This window comes from Pseudonocardia sp., from assembly GCF_029263155.1.
GTDB lineage: Bacteria > Actinomycetota > Actinomycetes > Mycobacteriales > Pseudonocardiaceae > Pseudonocardia.
The window spans coordinates 21,561-41,288 of the sequence record NZ_JAJCYB010000099.1; the positions used below are offsets into that span (position 1 = coordinate 21,561).

The following is a 19,728-nucleotide window of genomic DNA, read 5'->3' on the forward strand; positions in this document are numbered from 1 at the left end:
AACAAGTTGAGCGGATCCGGCTCAAGGGCGGCGTCGCCGCCGTCGGGCCTTCGTGGCAGACTTGAGTCGGACCAACGCAAGGCAAGCATCTCGGAGGAACACCATGGCTCGTGCGGTCGGCATCGACCTCGGCACCACCAACTCCGTCGTCGCCGTCCTCGAAGGCGGCGAGCCGACGGTCATCGCGAACTCGGAGGGTGCACGCACCACCCCGTCCGTCGTCGCCTTCGCCCGCAACGGCGAGGTGCTCGTCGGGCAGTCGGCCAAGAACCAGGCCGTCACCAACGTCGACCGGACGATCCGGTCGGTCAAGCGCCACATCGGCACCAGCTGGTCGACCGACGACATCGACGGCAAGAAGTACTCCGCCCAGGAGATCAGCGCGCGCGTGCTGCAGAAGCTCAAGCGCGACGCCGAGTCCTACCTCGGCGAGCCGGTCACCGAAGCGGTGATCACCGTGCCCGCGTACTTCGAGGACGCCCAGCGCCAGGCCACCAAGGAGGCCGGTGAGATCGCGGGCCTCAAGGTCCTGCGCATCGTCAACGAGCCTACCGCGGCCGCGCTGGCCTACGGCCTGGACAAGGGCGACAAGGACCAGACGATCCTGGTGTTCGACCTCGGCGGCGGCACGTTCGACGTGTCCCTGCTGGAGATCGGCGAGGGCGTCGTGGAGGTCAAGGCCACCAACGGCGACAACCACCTCGGTGGCGACGACTGGGACGAGCGGATCATCACCTGGCTCGTCGACAAGTTCAAGTCCAGCCAGGGCATCGACCTGACCAAGGACAAGATGGCCGGGCAGCGCCTCCGCGAGGCGGCGGAGAAGGCCAAGATCGAGCTGTCGAGCCAGAACTCGGCCACGATCAACCTGCCCTACATCACCGTCGACCAGGACAAGAACCCGCTGTTCCTCGACGAGACGCTGTCGCGCGCGGAGTTCCAGCGGATCACCTCCGACCTGCTCGACCGCACCCGCACCCCGTTCAACCAGGTCATCAAGGACGCCGGCATCTCGGTCGGCCAGATCGACCACGTGGTGCTCGTCGGCGGCTCCACCCGCATGCCCGCCGTCACCGAGCTGGTCAAGGAGCTCACCGGCGGCAAGGAGCCCAACAAGGGCGTCAACCCCGACGAGGTCGTCGCCCTCGGCGCGACCCTGCAGGCCGGCGTGCTGCGCGGTGACGTCAAGGACGTCCTGCTGCTCGACGTCACCCCGCTGAGCCTCGGCATCGAGACCAAGGGTGGCGTGATGACGAAGCTCATCGAGCGCAACACCACGATCCCCACCAAGCGCTCGGAGATCTTCACCACCGCCGACGACAACCAGCCGTCGGTGCAGATCCAGGTGTTCCAGGGCGAGCGCGAGATCGCGGCGTACAACAAGAAGCTCGGCATGTTCGAGCTGACGGGCCTGCCGCCTGCACCGCGGGGCGTGCCGCAGATCGAGGTGTCCTTCGACATCGACGCCAACGGCATCGTCAAGGTCTCGGCCAAGGACCAGGGCACCGGCAAGAGCCAGGACATGACGATCACCGGCGGCTCGGCGCTGGGCAAGGACGAGATCGACCGCATGATGCGCGAGGCCGAGCAGCACGCCGAGGAGGACAAGGCACGCCGCGAGGACGCCGAGGTCCGCAACCAGGCCGAGTCGCTCGTCTACCAGACCGAGAAGTTCCTCAAGGAGAACGACGACACGCTGCCCGACGACCTCAAGGCCGAGGTCAACACGGCGCTCACCGAGGCGCAGGACGCGCTGAAGGGCACCGACACCGGGGCGATCAAGGCGGCCACCGAGAAGCTGGCCACCGAGTCGCAGAAGCTCGGGGCCGCGCTGTACGCCCAGCAGGGCGCCGACGGCGCGGGCGGGCCCACCGGGGCCGCCGGAGACACCCCCGGTGCCGACGGGTCGCAGGCCCAGGCCGACGAGGACGTCGTGGACGCCGAGATCGTCGACGAGGAGAAGGACCGCACGTGACATCCCACGACCGCAACGAGCACGCCGGCAACGGCGATGGCGAGCGGGTCGTGGTGCGGGACCGGCGCCGGGTGGACCCGGTGACCGGTGAGGTGCGCGCCCCGGCAGGCGACGAGCCCGCCGGGGCCGCCCCCGCTGCTTCCGACCCGGTGGAGGAGGTGTCCGTGACCGAGGCCGAGGCCGACCCCCGGATCGAGGAGCTCACCGGCGAGGTGGCGGAGCGCACCGCCGACCTGCAGCGGGTCAGCGCCGAGTACGCCAACTACCGGCGCCGGGTCGATCGCGACCGCGAGGCGGTGCTGGTCGGGGCGCGGGTGCAGTTCGTGTCCGAACTGCTCACCGTGCTCGACGACCTCGACCGCGCGGAGAGCCACGGCGACCTCACCGGCCCGTTCAAGGCGGTGGCCGACAAGATCGTGGCCGTGACGCAGAAGCAGGGTCTGGAGCCGTTCGGCTTCGACGGGGAGCCCTTCGACCCGTCGCTGCACGAGGCCGTGCAGCACGAGACCAGCGACGCCGCGGGACCCACCGTCACCGTCGTGTCCGCGGTGCTGCGCCGCGGCTACCGCATCGCCGACCGGATCCTGCGACCGGCGATGGTCACCGTCGTCGACCGGGTGCCGGACGGCCCGGTGCCCGACCCGGATCAGCCGACCGAGACGTCCGAGCAGTAGGGAGGAGGCGCCGTGACCCAGCGCGACTGGATCGAGAAGGATTTCTACCGTGAGCTGGGCGTCGCCTCCGACGCGTCCACCGAGGACATCAAGAAGGCGTACCGCAAGCTCGCCCGCGAGCTGCACCCGGACGCCAACCCCGGCGACGCGAAGGCCGAGACGCGGTTCAAGACGGTGTCCGAGGCCTACGGCGTGCTGTCCGACGACAAGAAGCGCAAGGAGTACGACGAGACCCGGGCGCTGTTCGCCGGCGGCGGCGGCGCCTTCGGGCCCGGCGGTTTCGGTCCGGGCGGGTTCGGTGGCGGGGGCGGTGGCGCGCAGAGCTTCGACCTGAACGACATCTTCGGCCAGGGACAGGGTGGCGCCGGCGGTCTCGGCGACATCTTCGGGGGCCTGTTCGCCAACCAGCCCGGCGGCGGCCGCCGTGGCACGGCACCGGCCGGTGCCCGCCGCGGCACCGACGTCGAGACCGAGCTCCGGATCGACTTCGTGCAGGCGGTACGCGGGGCCGACGTGCCGATCCGGCTCTCCTCGCCGGGTCGTTGCGACCGCTGCGGCGGCACGGGAGCCAAGCCGGGCACCACGCCGCGCCAGTGCCCCACCTGCAACGGGGTGGGCCTGGTGAGCCGCAGCCAGGGCGCGTTCGCCTTCTCCGAGCCGTGCCGCGACTGCCGCGGTACCGGCCGGCTGATCGACGACCCCTGCCCGGAGTGCGGCGGCGACGGCGTGAGCACGCGCACCCGCCAGCTCACCGTCCGCGTCCCCGCGGGCGTCGACGACGGCAACAAGGTGCGGCTCAAGGGCCAGGGCGAGCCCGGACGCGGCGGGGCCCCGGCCGGGGACCTGTACGTCACCGTGCACGTCACGCCGCACCGGCTGTTCGGGCGCTCGCCCCGCAACGCCGACGACCTGACGCTCACCGTGCCGGTGACGTTCCCCGAGCTGACGCTGGGGAGCACGGTCACGGTGCCGACGCTGGACTCGGCGGGGGTCCCCTCCACGGTCTCGCTGCGGATCCCGCCCGGCACGACCTCCGGGCGCACGTTCCGGGTCAAGGGCCGCGGCGTGGTGCGCAAGGCGAGGACGGGTGACCTGCTCGTCACCGTCGAGGTGGCGGTGCCCTCGAAGCTCGACGACGCGGCCACCGCCGCCCTGGAGTCCTTCGCGGAGGCCACCAAGGCGTTCGACCCGCGCGCCGACCTGCTCGGGGGCGGTCGGTGAGCAGGCCGGGCCGGGAGCCGGGCGGGCCCAGCGCCGACAGCCCGGTGTTCGTGATCTCGGTGGCCGCCGAGCTGGCCGGCCTGCACGCCCAGACGCTGCGCAGCTACGACCGGCTGGGGCTCGTGAGCCCCGGCCGGTCGGCAGGCGGTGGCCGCCGCTACTCGGCGCGTGACATCGCGCTGCTCCGCGAGGTGCAACGGCTCTCGCAGGTCGAGGGCGTCAACCTGGCGGGGATCAAGCGGATCATCGAGCTGGAGCAGCTCGTCGACGACCTGCGCACCCGCATCGACGAGATGGCGCAGGAGCTGCTGGCCGCCCGGGCGGCGGCCGAGCAGGCGGCGGCCAGCGTGCACGCCTCCTACCGGCGAGATCTGGTGCCGGTGGACCGGCGCCAGGCGCTCGTGGTCTGGCGCCCGAAACCGCGCGAGTGAGCGACCCGGTCAGTCCATCGTGAACGGGTCGTAGCGGATGCGGTCCAGTGGCGTGCCCGCCACCAGCATCCGCGAGACGGTGGCCCTGATCATCGACGGGGAACCGCAGACCAGCACGTCGTGGTCGGCCCACGCCCCGTAGCGGGTGACGACGTCGGCCAGCGTCCCGCTCTCCGCGCCGGAGTCCTCCTCGTCCTGCTCCACGACCGGGATCACGTCGAGCCAGCTGTTGCTGTAGGACAGCTTGCGCAGCGCGCCGAAGTCGTAGAGGTCCTCCCAGGTGCGACCGCCCACGAACACCTGGGTGCGGGGCCGCTTCTCCTGCGCGGCGAGATCCTCGATCAGCGCCTTGAGCGGAGCCATCCCGGTGCCGCCCGCGATCATCAGCAGATCGCGCCCAGACGTGCGGTCGATGCTCATGCGGCCCATCGGGGGCCCGATCCGCCAGGTGTCGCCGACGCGCGAGTGCGCCACGACCGCGCGGCTCACCCAACCGCTGCTCACGGCGCGCACGTGGAACTCCAGCGTGCCGTCGGGGCGGGGGGCGTTGGCGGGGGAGAGGTAGCGCCACAGCCGGGGGCGCTGCGGGGTCTCGACGCTGACGTACTGGCCCGCCCGGTACGGGATCGGCTCGCTGGTCTGCACCGTGATGACGGCCAGGTCCCAGCCCATCCGGGTGTGGCTGACGACGCGGCCCAGCCACGAGGCCGGCCCGCGCTCGGCCTGGGCCGCGGTCCGCATGGCTCCCGCGACCACGCCGTAGGCGTCGGTCCAGGCCTTCTCCACCTCGGGGGTCCAGGCGTCACCCGCGAACTCGGCGACGGCCGAGAGCAACGCGCCGCCGACGGCGTCGTAGTGCTTGGCGATCACACCGAACTTGCGGTGGTCACGCCCGAGCTGTTCGAGGAACGGGACGAGGTCGTCGGGCTGGTCGACCATCTGCACCACGTGCACGAGCGCCCGGAGCAGCCGGCTGCGCTGCACCTCCATGTTCACGGGGAACAGGTCGCGCGTCTCGGGCGCCCGGCTGAACAGCGTCGCGTAGAAGTGCCGACCCACGTTCTCGGCGTGCGGTTCGACGAGCGCGAAGCTCGAACGGATGATCTCGACCATCCCCGACGCCCCGCTCCGGGACTCACCGGCCGAGGGGAGATCGGCGGTGAGCAACTGTTCGGCGGTCATTCGGTGGCCGGCTCTCTCTGCTCGACGGGGCCGCATCGGGGTGCGGTGACGCGGGGTGCTAGCGGCTCAGCCTAAAGCACGCACGGGAGGATGACGCCACCCGGCGACGCTCGAACCGTGACCGAACGTGCGCGGGATGGCACTGTGCGGGGGGTGACACCTCCAGCCGGGCCCGTGCCCAGTGAGCCGTCCGCCGTCCCCGAGACCGCCGACCCGCACCGCCCGGGCTCCTCCGGGGAGCACGAGCTGCAGTGCGCGTACGGCACCCGCGACCGCGCCGACCGCTTCTACTCCGAGCAGGTGCGCGACCGGTTGTTACCGGCGATGGTGGAGTTCGTGCGCCGGATGGAGATGGTGTTCGTCGCCACCGCGGATGCGTCGGGTGAGTGCGACGCGTCGCTGCGCGCCGGACCGGCCGGCTTCGTCCAGGTGCTCGACGATCACACGCTCGCCTATCCCGAGTACCGGGGCAACGGCGTGCACGCCAGCCTCGGGAACATCACCGAGAACGGTCACGTCGGGTTGCTGATGGTCGATTTCGAGCGGGACCGGATCGGCCTGCACGTCAACGGTGGCGCCCGGATCGTGGCCGACGACGAGCTGCGCGCGGAGCATCCGGAACTGCGCCACGACCCGGCCCCGGGTCGGCAGGCGCAGTGGTGGGTCGTCGTCGAGGTCGAGGAGGCGTACGTGCACTGCCGCAAGCACATCCCACAGATGCAGCGCGTCGCGCAGCGACGGCCGTGGGGCACCGACGACCCGGCCGGCAAGGGCGGCGACTACTTCGGGGCCAGGGACACCGCGCCCACTCAGCGCCGGTAGGCGCGCAGCTTCGCGTAGAGGGCGGTGCGCGAGATGCCCAACTCCCTGGCCGCGGCGGACTTGTTGCCGCCGCACTCGGCGAGCACGGTGGCGATCACCGACGACTCGGCGCGCTCCAGCGGGGTGAGGGCGCGTCCGGTGGCCGCGACGCGGATCCCCTCGGGCAGCGCGTCCGCCCCGACGACCCCGGCCCGGGCGCGACCGGCCGCGTCACGCAGGGTCCGGACCAGCTCGGCGACGTTGCCGGGCCAGCCGTACCGGACCAACGCAGCCAGCGCATCCGGGGCGAGCACCAGGTTCCGGCCGTGCCGGCGCAGCTCCTGTCGGGCGAGCCCGGCGACCTCGTCGGTTCGCCTGCGCAGCGGCGGAAGGCTCACGGCGGAGGCGCCGATCGCGTCGAGCAGCGGCGCGTGGCCGTCGGGAGGGATCGTCACGCCGACCGGCCGCTGCTCGCCGGTCAGCGCCGTGGCGAGGGCCGGTACCGCGTGGGCCGACAGCACGTCGGCATGGCGCACCACCACGGGCATCCCGTGCGGGACGGTGACCGGGTGCGCGGCGTCGAGCACGGCGGTCTCCGGGCCGAACACCGTGCTCAGCAGCGTCGTGCGGCCGCTGCCCGGCTCACCCCGGACGGCGACCGGTCCGGTGGCGGCGAGGGCCCGCACCTGCGCGATGAGTCGGCCCCAGCGGTCGCGCCGCGGGCCCCGGGTCCGTGGTGCCGGTTCCGGGGCGGCCGGACCGATCACGCTCAGCACGGCGCCGGTCGTCGTCGGACCGTCCCTCACCAGCCGCAGGCGCGCGGTCAGGCTCGAGGGCAGCGTGACCTGCATGCCGTCGGCTCCGTGGCGCACCTCGTCCCAGATCGCGTGCTGCTCGAGGCCGAGTGCGGTGGCCGCGGCGTTCGCGATGACGACGTCGTCCCCGACGGTGAGCACCGGCCCACTCGCGCTGCGCTGCTCGGTCAGGAAGGCGTCCAGCAGGGCGCGCTCCCGCCGGCTCGCCGCGTCGCGCAGGGCGGCCTGCACCTCGTCGACGAGCTTGCGCACCACCACCGCGAGCAGCGGCGAGGTGTCCTGCGCGCGGCACGTCACGTTGACCGCGCCGACGGTGCGCCGGGTCACCGGGTGCCGCACCGGTGCCGCGACGCACGTGACCTCGTGGAACCGCTGCACGAAGTGCTCCGATCCGCGCACGACGGCGAGCCCGCCGGTCTCCAGCGCGGTCCCGAGCCCGTTGGTACCGACCATCGCCTCGTCGAAGCAGAATCCCTGCACCACCGACAACCGGTCCAGTGCGCCGCGCAGCATCGGCTCGGACACCCAGCGCCAGACCACGCTGCCGCGGGCGTCGGACAGCGCGAGGCAGGACCGGTCACCGACCAGCATCTCGGCCATCCGCTCCATGATCGGCACGGCGACCCGGACGAGATGGGTGTCCAGGTCGGTCTCGACATGGGGTGGCTCGACGAATCGGGGGTCGACGCCGCTGATCCGCGACCGCCGCCACGACGTGAGGACCTCGCCACGGACGCCGTGCGGCTCCTCACCCGCATGGAACCGCTCCCACGCCGTACCGACCGTCATGAATGCCCCCTCCGCGCCGTCGCGTGTCCCCGACGATCGCACGGATCAGCCCTTGTCGGTGAGCTCCTGCTGGTACTTCGCGGCCATGTGGTCGACGGCCGCCAGCTGGCTGGCCGCGTGCCCCTCCCGGGTCTGCGATGCGCGGCCGGCCGCGGCGAGCGTGCCGGCCGCCTGGTCCTGGAACTCGGGGAAGACGTGCTGGGCGATGAGCTCGAACGAACGATGCGTGGCGACCGGGTCGGCCCAGTCGTGCCCCATGATCAGCATCGCACCGAAGCCGCCGTTGCTCTGGGCGACCAGCTTGCGGACCTGCGCCTTCGCGTCCTCGACGGTGCCGATCGCCCCGATCCCCGCCTCGTTGACGAAGTCGATCATGCCCTTGATGTCGCCGCTGTCGGTCACCCCCATCTGTGGGAACGCGGCGACCTTCTGGAAGTAGTTGAACCAGTGCTCGATGCCGAACTCGACGTCACGATAGGCCTGCTCACGGGTCTCGGCGATGTGCATGAGCCCGACGAGGCGCCAGCCGGAACGGTCGGGGGTCGGCTGACCGTAGTGCGCGGCCCGCTCCTCGACGACACCCCAGTGGTGGGCGAGGGCGTCGAACCCGTCCTGGGTGAGGGTGGCGCCGATCGAGAGCAGGCCGACACCGTGCCGCCCGGCCAGCCGGGGCCCGGTGGGTGAGGCGACGGCGGCGACCGCGATGTCGAAGCACGGGTCGGTGTAGGGCCGCAGCTGCAGCTGCGCGTCGATGAGGTTGTGCGTCCTGGTCTGCTGGGTGACCGACTCGCCACGGAGCAGCCGCATGATGATGTCGAGGTTGACATCGAGCAGCTCACGCGTGTCGGTGGGGTTGAGCCCGATCATCGACGAATCGGTCGGCAGCGACCCGGGGCCGACACCGAGCATCGTCCGTCCACGGGTGAGGTGGTCGAGAAGCACCATCCGGTCGGCCACCCACAGCGGGTTGTGGTAGGCGACCGAGGTGACGCCGGTTCCCAGCTTGATGTGCCGGGTGCGCTCCGCGGCGGCCGCGATGAAGATCTCCGGCGACGCGATGATCTCACTTCCGGCCGAGTGGTGCTCCCCGATCCAGGCTTCGTCGTAGCCCAGCGCGTCGAGGTGCTCGACGAGCTTGAGGTCGCGCTGGATGGCCAGCGTCGGGTTCTGGCCGGGGGCGTGGAACGGGGCGAGGAAGGTGCCGAAGCGCAGACGGGTCATGGTCCGATGATGACTCGCGTCACAGGCGATGAGGTGTGCGGATTCCGTACAGGAGGGACCTTTGTGCCGACCGTCGCGTTGACGTGTTGTGTCGTGCCGTTTCCGGATCATGTCCCCCGGATAACTCCTGGTCACAGCATCGGCGTGTCCCCCTCTTCCTCTTGTCGAACGGCTTCCCGCGCCGGATCGTCCTGCGCCGTACAACTCAATTGCGTCCACCTGTCGTAGGGGGCGCTGGACCAGAGGATGGCGTTCCATGAAGCTGCCTGTTGCGCTGGCGCTCGTCGTCGGCATCGTCGGCGGGATCCTGACCTGGCTCTACGTCGGCCCGCTCGCCGGCCTCGGCCTGTTCATCCCGGCCACCTTCCTCGGGGCCGCGAGCTTCTTCGCGGCCGGCGGGGATCTCGACGCACTGAAGAAGTCGGTGCCCGCCAACCTCTGGGGCGTCGCGTGGGCCACCGTCGCGCTGATCCTGATCGGTCTGACGACGAGCCCGCTCCTGATCGGGGTGATCGTCGGCGGCCTGACCGGGGTGATGATCCTCGGTGCGCTGCTCCCGGCGCTGGGTTTCGTCCCGGGCCACGTGATCGGGTACGCCTCGACCGCGGGCTTCGGCCTGCTCAGCGGGGCTGCCGGGACCGACTTCTCGCTGCCGACCGGCCCGTTCACGGTCATGGCCATCTCGTTCGTCGTCGGCGGGCTGTACGGCTACGCCGGAGCCCTCCTGGTCGGCAGGCTCGTCAGCGCCCGCGCCCCGCAGGCGGCCTGAACGCGGGGGCGACCGGGCCGGCGTGGTCGCGCCCGGCACCTCCTGGGCGGCGGGGCTGGCTAGCCTGGGCCGGTGGCCCCCGAGCTGACCCTGCTCCCGCGGGTCGCCCACCGCGGCCGGGAGATCACCGGGCCCCGGCTGCGCGGCCTGCTGGCGCTGCTCGCGGCCGATCTGCGCGCCGGCGCCGGCACCGCCCGCCTCGTGGACGGGCTGTGGCCCGACGGGCGGCCCGAGAACCCGACCAAGGCCCTGCAGATCCTCGTGTCGCGCGCCCGGGCGCAACTCGGGGCGGGGGTCATCGCCACGACGGCGACGGGCTACCGGCTGGCCGTGGACGAGGGCCAGGTCGATGCGGCCGCGCTGCTGCGCCACGTTGCGGCGGCCACCGAGCTCCAGCGCACCGCCGACCACGCCGGTGCGCTGGACACGGCCGAGGCCGGGCTGGCGCTGTGGGACGGCACCGGCGACATCGAGGCGGGCGATCCGGTCGCGGAGCTGCGTCGCCACCGGATGGCGGCGGTCCGGACGCTGCGGCGGGTCCGGGCGCTGGCCCTGGCCCACCTCGGTCGCCGCGACGCGACCGCGCTCGCGGAGCTGCACCGTGAGCACCCCCGCGACGAGGAGGTGCTGCTGGAGCTGCTGCGGGCCGAGGCCGCGACCGCGGGGCCGTCCGCGGCACTGGCCCGCTACGACACCTTTCGCCGGACCCTGCGCGACGAGCTGGGCACCGACCCCGGCCCGGCGCTGCGGGCGTGGGCACAGGACCAGCTGCGGAGCCAGGGGCCCGAGGTGCGCCGCGGGGTCGCGTACGAGCCCAACGAGCTGCTCGGGCGCGATGCCGACGCCGCCGCGGTCGGGGAACTGCTCCGCCGGGCCCGAGTGACGTCCATCGTCGGGCCGGGGGGCCTGGGCAAGACCCGGCTGGCCCACGTCGTCGCCCGGCAGGCCGAGCACCGGGTCGTGCACCTGGTGGCGCTCGCCGGGCTCGGCAGCGCCGGCGAGGTGGTCGGCGAGGTGGCCTCGGCGCTGGGGCTCGGCGAGTCGCGGCACCGCGCGGCGGTGGATCCCGACGTCGTGACCGGAATCCTCGGTGCGCTCGGCACGGGGCCCACGCTGCTGGTGCTGGACAACTGCGAGCACGTCCTGGACGGGGTCGCGGACCTCGTGCGGGTGCTCGTCGCGATGACGCGCGATCTCACGGTGCTCACCACCAGCCGCGCGCCGCTGGGTCTGACCTCGGAGTCGGTGTACCCGCTGCCCGAGCTGACGCTGCCCGTCACCGTGGAGCTGTTCGGGCGGCGGGCGCGAGCGGCCCGGGCGGGTGTCGAGCTGCCCGCACCGGTGGTCGAGGACCTGTGCCGCCACCTCGACGGGCTGCCACTGGCGGTGGAGCTGGCCGCGGCGCGGACCCGGGTCATGTCCGTCGCGGAGATCGCCCGGCGCCTCGACGACCGGTTCGCGCTGCTCCGCGGCGGAGCGCGGGACGCCCCGGAGCGGCATCGCACGCTGCACGCCGTCGTCGACTGGAGCTGGAACCTGCTCGACCCGGCCGGGCGGGCGGCGTGGCGGGCGCTGTCGCTGTTCCCCGGCGGATTCACCGCCGGCGCCGCGGCGCACCTGGTCGGCGGACCCGCCCGCGGGGACGTGCTCGGGGTCCTGGAGCACCTGGTCGACCAGTCCCTGCTGGCGGTGGACGACACCGGCTCCGAGGTCCGCTTCCGGATGCTGGAGACCGTGCGCGAGTTCGGCGCCGCCCGCCGGGACGAGGCCGGCGAGACCGAGGCGGCGATCGACGGCCTGCTCGCCTGGGCCCGCGACCTCGGTGTGGCGCACCACGCGGCCCCGTTCGGCCCCGACCCGGCCACCGCGCTCGCCCGGGTGTCGGCCGAGCAGGACAATCTCGCGTTCGCGCTGCGGCACGGACTCGAACGCTGCGACGGCGCCACCGTCGCGGCCGTGACCGCCGTGCTCGCCGGCCTGTACACGTTCGGCTCCGAATCGCTGCGGATGGTGGCGCTGGTGCGCGACACGTCCGGAGTCCTGTCCCGCTTCCGGCCCGGGCCCGCCCACGTCGAGGTCGCCCGGACCGCCGCCACGCTCGCGGTCGCCACCCAGTTCAGCCTGTTCGGCGCGCGGGCCACCCGAGCGCTGGTCCTGCTGCGCCGGCTTCCGCCCGCCCCCGCCGACACCCCGGTCCGGGCGATGGCCACGGTGCTGGCCGCCGCCCCCGAGGTCCTCGGCCCGGACCCGGAACCGCTGCGGCGGATGTGCGGGTCGGCGGAGCCGCTGCTGGCCGGGATCGCCCGCGGTGTCGCGATCTACGTTCACGCGCACGCGAACGACCCGGCCGGCGCGCGGGGGGCGGCCGAGTCGATGGTGGCCTCGTTCCACGTCACGGAGCATCCGTACCTGTGGGTGCTCGCCCGCGCGCTGCTCGTGGAGAAGCTGCTGCTCACCGGCGACGCCGCCGCGGCGCTGCCGCGCATGCGCGAGATGCAGCGGCTGCTCGACGGGTTCGGTGACTCCGCAGACGCGTTCCAGATCCGCTGGGCCGCCGCGCTCGCCCACCTGCAGGCGGGCGACCCGGACGAGGCCGAGCGCCTGCTGGACGGGGCCGAACCGAGCCGGGCCGCGGGCTTCACCTTCGACGTCGAGCTGCGGGCGGAGATCGCGCTCGCCCGGGGCGCCCTCGATACGGGCCTGGGGCTGTGGCGCCGCGCCGTGACGCGGCTGCGTGACACCGAGGGCCTCGACGTCGACCCGACCGGCCTGGAGCCGTGGGCGCTGGAGATACACGCCACCGCAGTGGTGGCCCACGCGCGCCACGGGCGGCTGGACCTCGTCGCCGACATCGCCACCGACCTCCCGCACACCCTGGCCGCGATGCTCGACACCCCGGTCGACCGGCCGCCGGGGTACTTCGTCGTCTACCCGCTGTGGGGTGCGTTCCTGCTGGCCCAGGCCATGCTCGAGCTGGCGGAGGGACGGGACGGTGCGACCGCCGCGCGCATGATCGCCCTGGCACAGGCCCTGCACTACCCGCAGCAGGCACCGACGATGGCGGCCCGGCACGCCGTCGACCTCGCCCGGCGCGCCGGCGGGCCGGCGTACGACGAGGCGGTGTCGTCGTACGCCGGCCTGGACCCCGAGGGCCTGCGCCGGGCGGCGCAGGAGCTGCTGGGTCAGCGGGACGGGTCGCGCTCGTAGAGCCTGCGGGCCCACAGGTAACTGGCGATTGTGATCGCCAGGCACCAGCCGATCGCGAGCAGTGCGCTGTCGAGCGGTCCGCCGGTCAGCAGGCCCCGCAGCGTTTCGATGATCGGGGTGAACGGCTGGTTCTCGGCGAACCAGCGCAGGCCGGCGGGCATGGACTCGGTCGGCACGAAACCGCTGCTCAGGAACGGCAGGAAGGTCAGCGGCATCGGCAGGTTGCTGGCCGTCTCCACGCTCTTGCTGACCATGCCCAGGGCCACCGACAGCCAGGTCAGCGCGACGGAGACCAGCACCAGGATCCCCCACGCGCCGAGCCACCCCAGCGGCCCGGCCGAGGGCCGGAATCCGATCAGCAGCGCCACCCCGACGACCGCCAGCACGCACACCATCGACTGCACGACGCTGCCGACGACGTGCCCGGTCAGGACCGAGGCCCGGGAGATGGACATGGTGCGGAACCGGGCGACGATCCCCTCGACCATGTCCATCGCGACGGTGATCGCGGTGCCCTGTGCGGCCGACGCCACGGCGATCAGCAGGATGCCCGGCGTCAGGTACTGCAGGTACTCGGTGCGGCCGCCCCCGACCCCGAGCCCCGCACCGAGGGTGCCGCCGAAGACGTAGACGAACAGCAGCAGGAGCACCACCGGCAGGCCGATGAGCATCAGTGTCAGCGACGGGTAGCGCAGCAGGTGGCGCAGGCTCCGGCGCACCATGGTCGCCGAGTCGCGCAGTGCGTACGTCGTGGTCATCGGGCCTGCTCCTTCGTGGGGTTCGCGGGGGATGGACGGGCCGACGCAGGAGACCCGGGACGGGTCGGGCCGGTGAGGGCCAGGAAGACGTCGTCGAGGTCGGGGGTGTGCACGGTCAGCTCCTCGACGTCGACGGCGGCCGCGTCCAGGCGGTCGAGCAGCCCGCGCAGCGACCGCACGCCACCGTCACCGGGTACCTGCAGCGTGAGCGCCTCGTCGTCACGGGTCGCGGTGTCGAACATCTCGGCCGCGGAGGCCAGCGCGGGACCGTCGGCGAAACGCAGGGTGACGTGGCCGCCGGGGACGCGCCGCTTGAGCTCGGCGGCCGTGCCCTCGGCGACGACGTGCCCACCGTCGAGCAGGGCGATCCGGTCGGCGAGCCGGTCGGCCTCCTCCAGGTACTGCGTGGTCAGGAAGATCGTGACGCCACCGGCCACGAGGCCGCGGATGATCTCCCACATCACGCGGCGGCTGCGCGGGTCCAGGCCGGTGGTGGGCTCGTCGAGGAAGATCACGCGCGGGTCACCGACCAGCGTCATGGCGAGGTCGAGGCGACGCTTCATGCCGCCGGAGAACGTCGCGACGGCCTGGCCGGCCGCGTCGACCAGGTCGAACCGTTCCAGCAGCTCGTCGGCGCGTCGCCGCCCCTCGGCCCGACCCAGGTGGCGCAGGTCGGCCATCAGGATCAGGTTCTCGCGGCCGGTCAGCAGACCGTCGACGGCCGAGAACTGCCCGGTGACGCCGATCGCGGCGCGCACGGCGTCCGGCTCGCGGGCCAGGTCGTGGCCCGCCACCCGGAGCTCGCCGCCGTCAGCCGGGATCAGCGTGGACATGATCTGGACGGCGGTGGTCTTGCCGGCGCCGTTCGGCCCGAGCAGCGCGAAGATCGTCCCGGTCGGCACGTCCAGGTCGATACCGTCGAGCACCGGCGTGTCGCCGTAGGACTTGCGCAGTCCCGTCGCCGCGATGGCGGACGGTGGAGGTGAGTCGGTCATGGTCGCAGCGTGTGCGTGGTCGGTCTTGCGCCGGTTTCACTGCGGTTTCACCGGCCGGCGCCAGATCCACGCCGGGCCTCAGGACCCCGGAGCCCGGCCGCCCCCGGTCCGGAACACCGGCCAGCCGATCTCCGTGCGCCAGGACCCGGCCACGGCCGTGTCCGACGGGCCCACCAGGTAGCGCTCGCGCACCGGCCCGGCCACGGCCATCGCCTGCTCCGCGACCCACGAGCCCAGCGCACCGTAGGTGACGTCGATGTCGTCGTGCGGCCCGGGGTGCACCGTCACCGCCAGCTCTGCAGTCGGAAGGACCAGCGGATGCACCCGGCCCTCGACGGGCGGATCGGCCACCGGCACGAAGACCGTGGCCGATCCGCGTTCCTCGGTGAACAGCGCGTTGCCGTAGAGACCGCCGCGGGGCCCGGTGGGTTCGCAGCGCCTCCGCCGCAGCACCGCGTCGAGCTCGGCCGCGGCGTCGCGGTAGAAGTCGAGGACTCCCTCCAGGTCCACCGTCGCGACGATCGCGGCCACCGTCGTCGCGGCCTCCCGTCGCAACTCCGTCACGATCGGGGCGGGGGACGGGGCGAGGAGCCTGCGCAACGCCGTCACCGCCTCGCGGGTGCGATCGAGTTGCTCCTCCAGGCGCGCGAGATGGGCGGCGACGAGCGCGCCGCGGGCGTCCGGGTCGGTGGTGGCCAGCACCTCACCGACGTCGCGCACGGGCATGCCCAGCTCGCGGAACCGGTGGATGACCTGTGCCGTGGGCACCTGCGCCGTCGAGTAGTAGCGGTAGCCGGTGTGGGGGTCCACGGACTCGGGTTCGAGCAACCCGGCGCTGTGGTATCGGCGCAGCGTCCGCACGCTGAGGTGGGTGATTCGGGAGAAGTCGCCGATCGTGAGCCGAGCCTGCATGCGCGCACTCTGGACCCTCCTCCCGGGAGAGGGTCCACGGTGGTCCGATGGACACCACGACGATCGACCGCTACTTCACCCTCGCCGCCCGCCCCGACCCCGCGGACCACCTCGCCCTGTTCGCCGACGACGCGGTGGTCGAGGACGAGAACCGGACGCATCGCGGCCGGGCCGCCATCCACGCCTGGCGGGCGGAGGCGCCGCGCGTGTCCTACGACGTCCTCGCCGTCGAGCCGGGCCCGCGGGCGCGCGTCGAGATCGCCGGGGACTTCCCGGGCAGCCCGGTCGAGCTCACCTTCACGTTCGGCCTCGACGGGGACGGGCGGATCTCGCGGCTGGCGATCCGGCCGAACGGCTGATCGGGCCGGGAACGGGCGGTGCCACGGTGGCCGTCGGTCCCATGTCACGACCGTCTTCCCGCACCGGAGGCGCTCGGACGCCCGGTCATGCTCCCGCCGTACGGCCGGCCGCGGGTGCAGCGGGCTCAGGCCGGCGGGGCGGGCTCGGTGGTCCGGATCAGGCCGCGCGAGAGCCGCCGCAGCAGGTCGTCGAGCAGCTCGGTGTCCGAGCCCAGGATCTCCCGGAACTGCTGCTGCACCTCGGCTGAGGCGGCGTCCCACGCGGCCAGTGCCTCGCGTCCGCGCGGGGAGGCGAAGACCAGCACCCGCCGCCGGTCGTGCTCGTCGGCGCGGCGCAGCACCAGGTTGGCCGACACCATCCGGTCGACGAGCTTGCTCAGCTTCGGCGCCAGCATCATCGCGTGGTCCCCGACCACGTTCATCGGGCAACCTCCCTGCTCGACGAGCAGCGAGAGGATCCGCCACTGGTCGATACCGGAACCGTGCGCGCGGAGCGCCTCGTCGAGCCGCTGCGTGGCGGCGCGCTCCACCAGCGAGAGCAGTCGCAGGGACTCGTCACCGTCCAGCCGCCCGGGCCCTACCGCCATCAGAGAATGTTATCCCTGCGATTGGAGCAGCACGATCCTGGCGACGACTGACTAGCGTATTGCCATGACCTCACCTGTGGTGCCCCAGCACCTCACGGTGCCGCCCGGGCCCGAGCGCGACGTCTTCAACATGGCCCTGGTCATCCCGCTGCAGGGGCCCGCCGGCATCTTCGGGCCGTCCTGCGAGAGTTGCGCAGCGCTCGCGATGGAGGAGGTCAACGACGAGGGAGGCGTGCTCGGCCGCCGGCTGAACCTGGTCCCGGTGGACGGCGGAGCGCCACCGGCGGCCGTCGCCAGGGAGATCGACGCCCTCATCCGGGTCGGGGCGATCGAGGCCGTCACGGGCTGGCACATCTCGGCGGTCCGGGAGGCCATCGCCCCCGCGATCGCCGGGCGCGTCCCCTATGCCTACACCGCGCTCTACGAGGGCGGCGAGCGTCGGCCCGGCGTGTTCATGACCGGGGAGACGCCGGACCAGCAGCTGGGCCCGACGCTCGACTGGTTCGCCGGCGCCGCCGGGATCCGGCGCTGGACGATCGTCGGCGACGACTACGTGTGGCCGCGGCTCTCCGCTCGCGCCGCACGGCGGTTCCTGCGGCAGATCGGCGGCACGGTCTGCGACGAGATGTACGTCCCGCTCGGCACCACCGACTTCGCCGACGTGCTGCACCGGGTCGAGGCCAGCGCCTGCGAGGCCGTGCTGATGCTGCTCATCGGCCAGGACGCGGTCGAGTTCAACCGGTCGTTCACCGCATGGGGGCTCGACCGCGACGTCCTGCGGTTCAGCTCGCTGATCGACGAGAACGTGCTGCTCGCCTCCGGCGGCGACAACACGCGGGGCCTCATGACCTCCGCCGGGTACTTCGAGGACCTCACGACGGCCTCCTGCCTCGACTTCGCGGCCACCTACTTCCGCCGCTTCGGCCCGGACGCCCCGGTGCTGAACAGCCTGGGTGAGTCGTGCTACGAGGGCGTGCGGCTGCTCACCCAGCTGATGCGCCGCGCGGCCTCGACCGAGGTCCTGCCGATGACCTCGGTCGCCGAGGGGCTCGCCTACGAGAGCCCGCGCGGGACGGTCGAGGTGCGCGATCGGCACCTGCGGCAGAAGGTGTTCCTCGCCGCCGCCGACGGCCTGTTCTGGGACGTCATCCAGCAGCTCTGACCGTCCGCACTCGTCCGCCGCGGCCATTGACAAGGCCTGTGACGCTGCGTATTTTCCTAGGAAATTGTTTCCACAATTCAGGCGCACCGCCTCCGTCTTCTGACGGCCGGCGGTGGGTCCGGATCGCCGCGCCCGGACACGGAGCGTGGCAGACCGCCGGCCAGGAGGTCGATCAGATGGCAACGTACGGGTACCGATGCGAGGTCGACGGACCCGTCGACGTCCGCATGCCGATCGGGACGGCGCCGGCAGCCCTCCCCTGCCCGCGCTGCGGCACGCCGTCACCGCGGGTCTACACCGCGCCACTGCTCGGGCTCGCCGACCGCACCCGCATGGGCGTGATCGACCGGACCGAGGCCTCCCGGTCCGAGCCCGCCGTCGTGTCCTCGCTGCCGGCGGCCCCGCGCCCGGGGCGGGCACGACGCGCCCCGTCGCCCCGGCTGGACCCGAGGACCAGCCGGCTGCCACGCCCCTGAGGCCACCCCACCCCGACGCGCCGGTCCCCCGGCGTTCGACGTTCGTACCAGGTGACACGGATGAGGAGTGCTGATCACCATGCCCGAGGTCGTCTTCCCTCTCGACTCGATGAAGAAGTTCACCGAGCAGCGCATCGTCGGCCACAACCGCTGGCACCCCGACATCCCCGCGCAGGTGCAGGTGAAGCCGGGTGACTCGTTCCGCGTGGACTGCCGGGAGTGGTTCGACGGCGCCATCCACAACGACGACTCCGCCGACGACATCCTCAACGCACCGCTGGCGAGCGTGCACGCACTCTCCGGACCGATCGCGGTGGAGGGCGCGCAGCCCGGCGACCTGCTGATCGTCGACATCCTCGACGTCGGTCCGATCCCCCAGGAGGACTCCGGACCCCTCGCCGGGCAGGGCTGGGGATACACCGGCGTGTTCGCCACCCGCAACGGCGGCGGATTCCTCACCGAGCAGTTCCCCGACGCGTACAAGGTGATCTGGGACTTCACCGGCGGCGTCGCGACCTCACGGCACGTGCCGGGCGTCGCGTTCACCGGCATCGTCCACCCGGGCCTGATGGGCACCGCGCCGTCGGCCGCGCTGTTGTCGACGTGGAACGCCCGCGAGCAGGCCCTGATCGACACCGACCCGAACCGGGTGCCGCCGCTGGCCCTTCCCCCGCTGCCGGACTCGGCGATCCTGGGCAACCTCACCGGCGACGAGTTCACCCGCGTCGCGTCCGAGGCGGCCCGTACCGCGCCGCCCCGGGAGAACGGCGGCAACCAGGACATCAAGAACCTCACCAAGGGATCCCGGGTGTTCTACCCGGTCTTCGTCGACGGCGCGAAGCTCTCTCTGGGCGACCTGCACTTCTCCCAGGGCGACGGCGAGATCACCTTCTGCGGCGCGATCGAGATGGGCGGGTTCATCGACCTGCGCGTCGACCTGATCAAGGGCGGGATGGACACCTACGGTGTCTCCGAGAACGCGATCTTCATGCCGGGTCGCACGGACCCGCAGTACAGCGAGTGGCTGGCCTTCTCCGGCACGTCGGTGACGCTGGACGGCGAGCAGCGCTATCTCGACTCGCACCTGTCCTACCAGCGGGCCTGCCTGCACGCGATCGACTACCTGCAGAAGTTCGGCTACAGCGACATCCAGGCCTACATGATCCTGGGCGCCGCACCGATCGAGGGCCGCCTGTCCGGCGTGGTCGACATCCCGAACTCCTGCTCGACGGTCTACCTGCCGACCGAGATCTTCGACTTCGACGTCCGGCCGGGCAAGGGCGGCCCGCACCAGGTCGACCCGGGTATGGGCGTGCCGGTGGCGCGCGCCTGAGGACACCCGCACCACCCCGTGCGGTCCGGGGGCGGGCCCTGCTGCGGCCCGCCCCCGCGTG

Annotated in this window: 18 protein-coding genes; 11 read left to right on the forward strand and 7 right to left on the reverse strand. The window is 72.7% G+C overall.

Annotated elements, in window-relative coordinates; translation table 11 throughout:
* Positions 1-103 precede the first annotated feature (103 nt).
* The 4 genes from dnaK to Q1K26_RS19805 are packed head-to-tail and all read left to right on the forward strand — an operon-like array spanning position 104 to position 4,301.
* On the forward strand, positions 104-1,975 hold the full coding sequence (gene dnaK / locus Q1K26_RS19790) for a molecular chaperone DnaK (protein ID WP_300015033.1): 1,872 nt from the start codon (positions 104-106) through the stop codon (positions 1,973-1,975).
* Complete coding sequence (gene grpE / locus Q1K26_RS19795) at positions 1,972-2,649, forward strand: nucleotide exchange factor GrpE (RefSeq protein WP_300015036.1); 678 nt, start codon at positions 1,972-1,974, stop codon at positions 2,647-2,649. The genes dnaK and grpE overlap by 4 nt, the downstream gene beginning before the upstream one ends.
* Positions 2,650-2,661: 12 nt before the next feature.
* Positions 2,662-3,870, forward strand: a complete 1,209-nt coding sequence (gene dnaJ / locus Q1K26_RS19800; RefSeq protein WP_300015039.1) for a molecular chaperone DnaJ — start codon at positions 2,662-2,664, stop codon at positions 3,868-3,870.
* A complete protein-coding gene (locus Q1K26_RS19805) occupies positions 3,867-4,301 on the forward strand; it encodes a helix-turn-helix transcriptional regulator (protein WP_300015042.1) in 435 nt (144 codons plus the stop codon). The genes dnaJ and Q1K26_RS19805 overlap by 4 nt, the downstream gene beginning before the upstream one ends.
* Before the next feature lie 9 nt (positions 4,302-4,310).
* Here the strand turns inward: Q1K26_RS19805 and Q1K26_RS19810 are convergent, their stop codons facing one another.
* Entirely contained in the window at positions 4,311-5,483 is a 1,173-nt protein-coding gene (locus Q1K26_RS19810) for a globin domain-containing protein (protein ID WP_300015044.1), read from the reverse strand.
* 153 nt (positions 5,484-5,636) lie between these two features.
* On the opposite strand from Q1K26_RS19810, the gene Q1K26_RS19815 reads away from it, so the two are divergent.
* Complete coding sequence (locus Q1K26_RS19815; protein WP_363320501.1) at positions 5,637-6,305, forward strand: pyridoxamine 5'-phosphate oxidase family protein; 669 nt, start codon at positions 5,637-5,639, stop codon at positions 6,303-6,305.
* On the opposite strand, the gene Q1K26_RS19820 is transcribed toward Q1K26_RS19815, so the two are convergent.
* Complete coding sequence (locus Q1K26_RS19820; RefSeq protein WP_300015052.1) at positions 6,293-7,888, reverse strand: helix-turn-helix domain-containing protein; 1,596 nt, start codon at positions 7,886-7,888, stop codon at positions 6,293-6,295. The genes Q1K26_RS19815 and Q1K26_RS19820 overlap by 13 nt on opposite strands.
* Positions 7,889-7,933: 45 nt before the next feature.
* Positions 7,934-9,109, reverse strand: coding sequence for an LLM class flavin-dependent oxidoreductase (locus Q1K26_RS19825; RefSeq protein WP_300015055.1), 1,176 nt, complete (start codon positions 9,107-9,109; stop codon positions 7,934-7,936).
* A 256-nt stretch (positions 9,110-9,365) separates the two neighbouring features.
* Between Q1K26_RS19825 and Q1K26_RS19830 the strand changes: the two genes are divergently transcribed.
* On the forward strand, positions 9,366-9,878 hold the full coding sequence (locus Q1K26_RS19830; RefSeq protein WP_300015057.1) for a DUF1097 domain-containing protein: 513 nt from the start codon (positions 9,366-9,368) through the stop codon (positions 9,876-9,878).
* A 72-nt stretch (positions 9,879-9,950) separates the two neighbouring features.
* Positions 9,951-13,085, forward strand: coding sequence for a BTAD domain-containing putative transcriptional regulator (locus Q1K26_RS19835; RefSeq protein ID WP_300015060.1), 3,135 nt, complete (start codon positions 9,951-9,953; stop codon positions 13,083-13,085).
* Here the strand turns inward: Q1K26_RS19835 and Q1K26_RS19840 are convergent.
* The 3 genes from Q1K26_RS19840 to Q1K26_RS19850 form a co-directional block, all read right to left on the reverse strand.
* Positions 13,061-13,843: an ABC transporter permease gene (locus tag Q1K26_RS19840; RefSeq protein ID WP_300015062.1), complete on the reverse strand. Its 783-nt coding sequence runs from the start codon at positions 13,841-13,843 to the stop codon at positions 13,061-13,063. The genes Q1K26_RS19835 and Q1K26_RS19840 overlap by 25 nt on opposite strands.
* A complete protein-coding gene (locus Q1K26_RS19845) occupies positions 13,840-14,838 on the reverse strand; it encodes an ATP-binding cassette domain-containing protein (protein WP_300015064.1) in 999 nt (332 codons plus the stop codon). Before Q1K26_RS19845 ends, Q1K26_RS19840 begins: the two co-directional genes overlap by 4 nt.
* A gap of 78 nt (positions 14,839-14,916) precedes the next feature.
* Positions 14,917-15,750 (reverse strand): MerR family transcriptional regulator, encoded by an 834-nt coding sequence (locus Q1K26_RS19850; RefSeq protein ID WP_300015066.1) that lies wholly within the window; start codon positions 15,748-15,750, stop codon positions 14,917-14,919.
* 47 nt (positions 15,751-15,797) lie between these two features.
* Between Q1K26_RS19850 and Q1K26_RS19855 the strand changes: the two genes are divergently transcribed.
* Entirely contained in the window at positions 15,798-16,109 is a 312-nt protein-coding gene (locus tag Q1K26_RS19855; protein WP_300015068.1) for a nuclear transport factor 2 family protein, read from the forward strand.
* Positions 16,110-16,234: 125 nt separating this feature from the next.
* Here the strand turns inward: Q1K26_RS19855 and Q1K26_RS19860 are convergent, their stop codons facing one another.
* On the reverse strand, positions 16,235-16,696 hold the full coding sequence (locus Q1K26_RS19860; RefSeq protein WP_300015070.1) for a MarR family transcriptional regulator: 462 nt from the start codon (positions 16,694-16,696) through the stop codon (positions 16,235-16,237).
* Between the two features lie 64 nt (positions 16,697-16,760).
* Here Q1K26_RS19860 and Q1K26_RS19865 point away from each other — a divergent pair, with 64 nt between their 5' ends.
* The 3 genes from Q1K26_RS19865 to fmdA all read left to right on the forward strand — a co-directional run bounded on the left by Q1K26_RS19865 (position 16,761) and on the right by fmdA (position 19,667).
* Complete coding sequence (locus tag Q1K26_RS19865; RefSeq protein ID WP_300015072.1) at positions 16,761-17,858, forward strand: substrate-binding domain-containing protein; 1,098 nt, start codon at positions 16,761-16,763, stop codon at positions 17,856-17,858.
* A 176-nt stretch (positions 17,859-18,034) separates the two neighbouring features.
* Positions 18,035-18,334, forward strand: a complete 300-nt coding sequence (locus Q1K26_RS19870; RefSeq protein WP_300015074.1) for a zinc ribbon domain-containing protein — start codon at positions 18,035-18,037, stop codon at positions 18,332-18,334.
* A 79-nt stretch (positions 18,335-18,413) separates the two neighbouring features.
* On the forward strand, positions 18,414-19,667 hold the full coding sequence (gene fmdA / locus Q1K26_RS19875) for a formamidase (RefSeq protein ID WP_300015356.1): 1,254 nt from the start codon (positions 18,414-18,416) through the stop codon (positions 19,665-19,667).
* Positions 19,668-19,728: the final 61 nt, after the last annotated feature.

Coding starts and splice junctions, on each gene's coding strand:
- Q1K26_RS19860 (WP_300015070.1), bottom strand. CDS start 16,696: ATGGCGGTAGGGCCCGGGCGGCTGGACGGTGACGAGTCCCTGCGACTG.
- Q1K26_RS19855 (WP_300015068.1), top strand. CDS start 15,798: ATGGACACCACGACGATCGACCGCTACTTCACCCTCGCCGCCCGCCCC.
- fmdA (WP_300015356.1), top strand. CDS start 18,414: ATGCCCGAGGTCGTCTTCCCTCTCGACTCGATGAAGAAGTTCACCGAG.
- Q1K26_RS19810 (WP_300015044.1), bottom strand. CDS start 5,483: ATGACCGCCGAACAGTTGCTCACCGCCGATCTCCCCTCGGCCGGTGAG.
- Q1K26_RS19845 (WP_300015064.1), bottom strand. CDS start 14,838: ATGACCGACTCACCTCCACCGTCCGCCATCGCGGCGACGGGACTGCGC.
- Q1K26_RS19850 (WP_300015066.1), bottom strand. CDS start 15,750: ATGCAGGCTCGGCTCACGATCGGCGACTTCTCCCGAATCACCCACCTC.
- Q1K26_RS19865 (WP_300015072.1), top strand. CDS start 16,761: ATGACCTCACCTGTGGTGCCCCAGCACCTCACGGTGCCGCCCGGGCCC.
- dnaK (WP_300015033.1), top strand. CDS start 104: ATGGCTCGTGCGGTCGGCATCGACCTCGGCACCACCAACTCCGTCGTC.
- Q1K26_RS19840 (WP_300015062.1), bottom strand. CDS start 13,843: ATGACCACGACGTACGCACTGCGCGACTCGGCGACCATGGTGCGCCGG.
- Q1K26_RS19820 (WP_300015052.1), bottom strand. CDS start 7,888: ATGACGGTCGGTACGGCGTGGGAGCGGTTCCATGCGGGTGAGGAGCCG.
- Q1K26_RS19825 (WP_300015055.1), bottom strand. CDS start 9,109: ATGACCCGTCTGCGCTTCGGCACCTTCCTCGCCCCGTTCCACGCCCCC.
- Q1K26_RS19870 (WP_300015074.1), top strand. CDS start 18,035: ATGGCAACGTACGGGTACCGATGCGAGGTCGACGGACCCGTCGACGTC.
- Q1K26_RS19830 (WP_300015057.1), top strand. CDS start 9,366: ATGAAGCTGCCTGTTGCGCTGGCGCTCGTCGTCGGCATCGTCGGCGGG.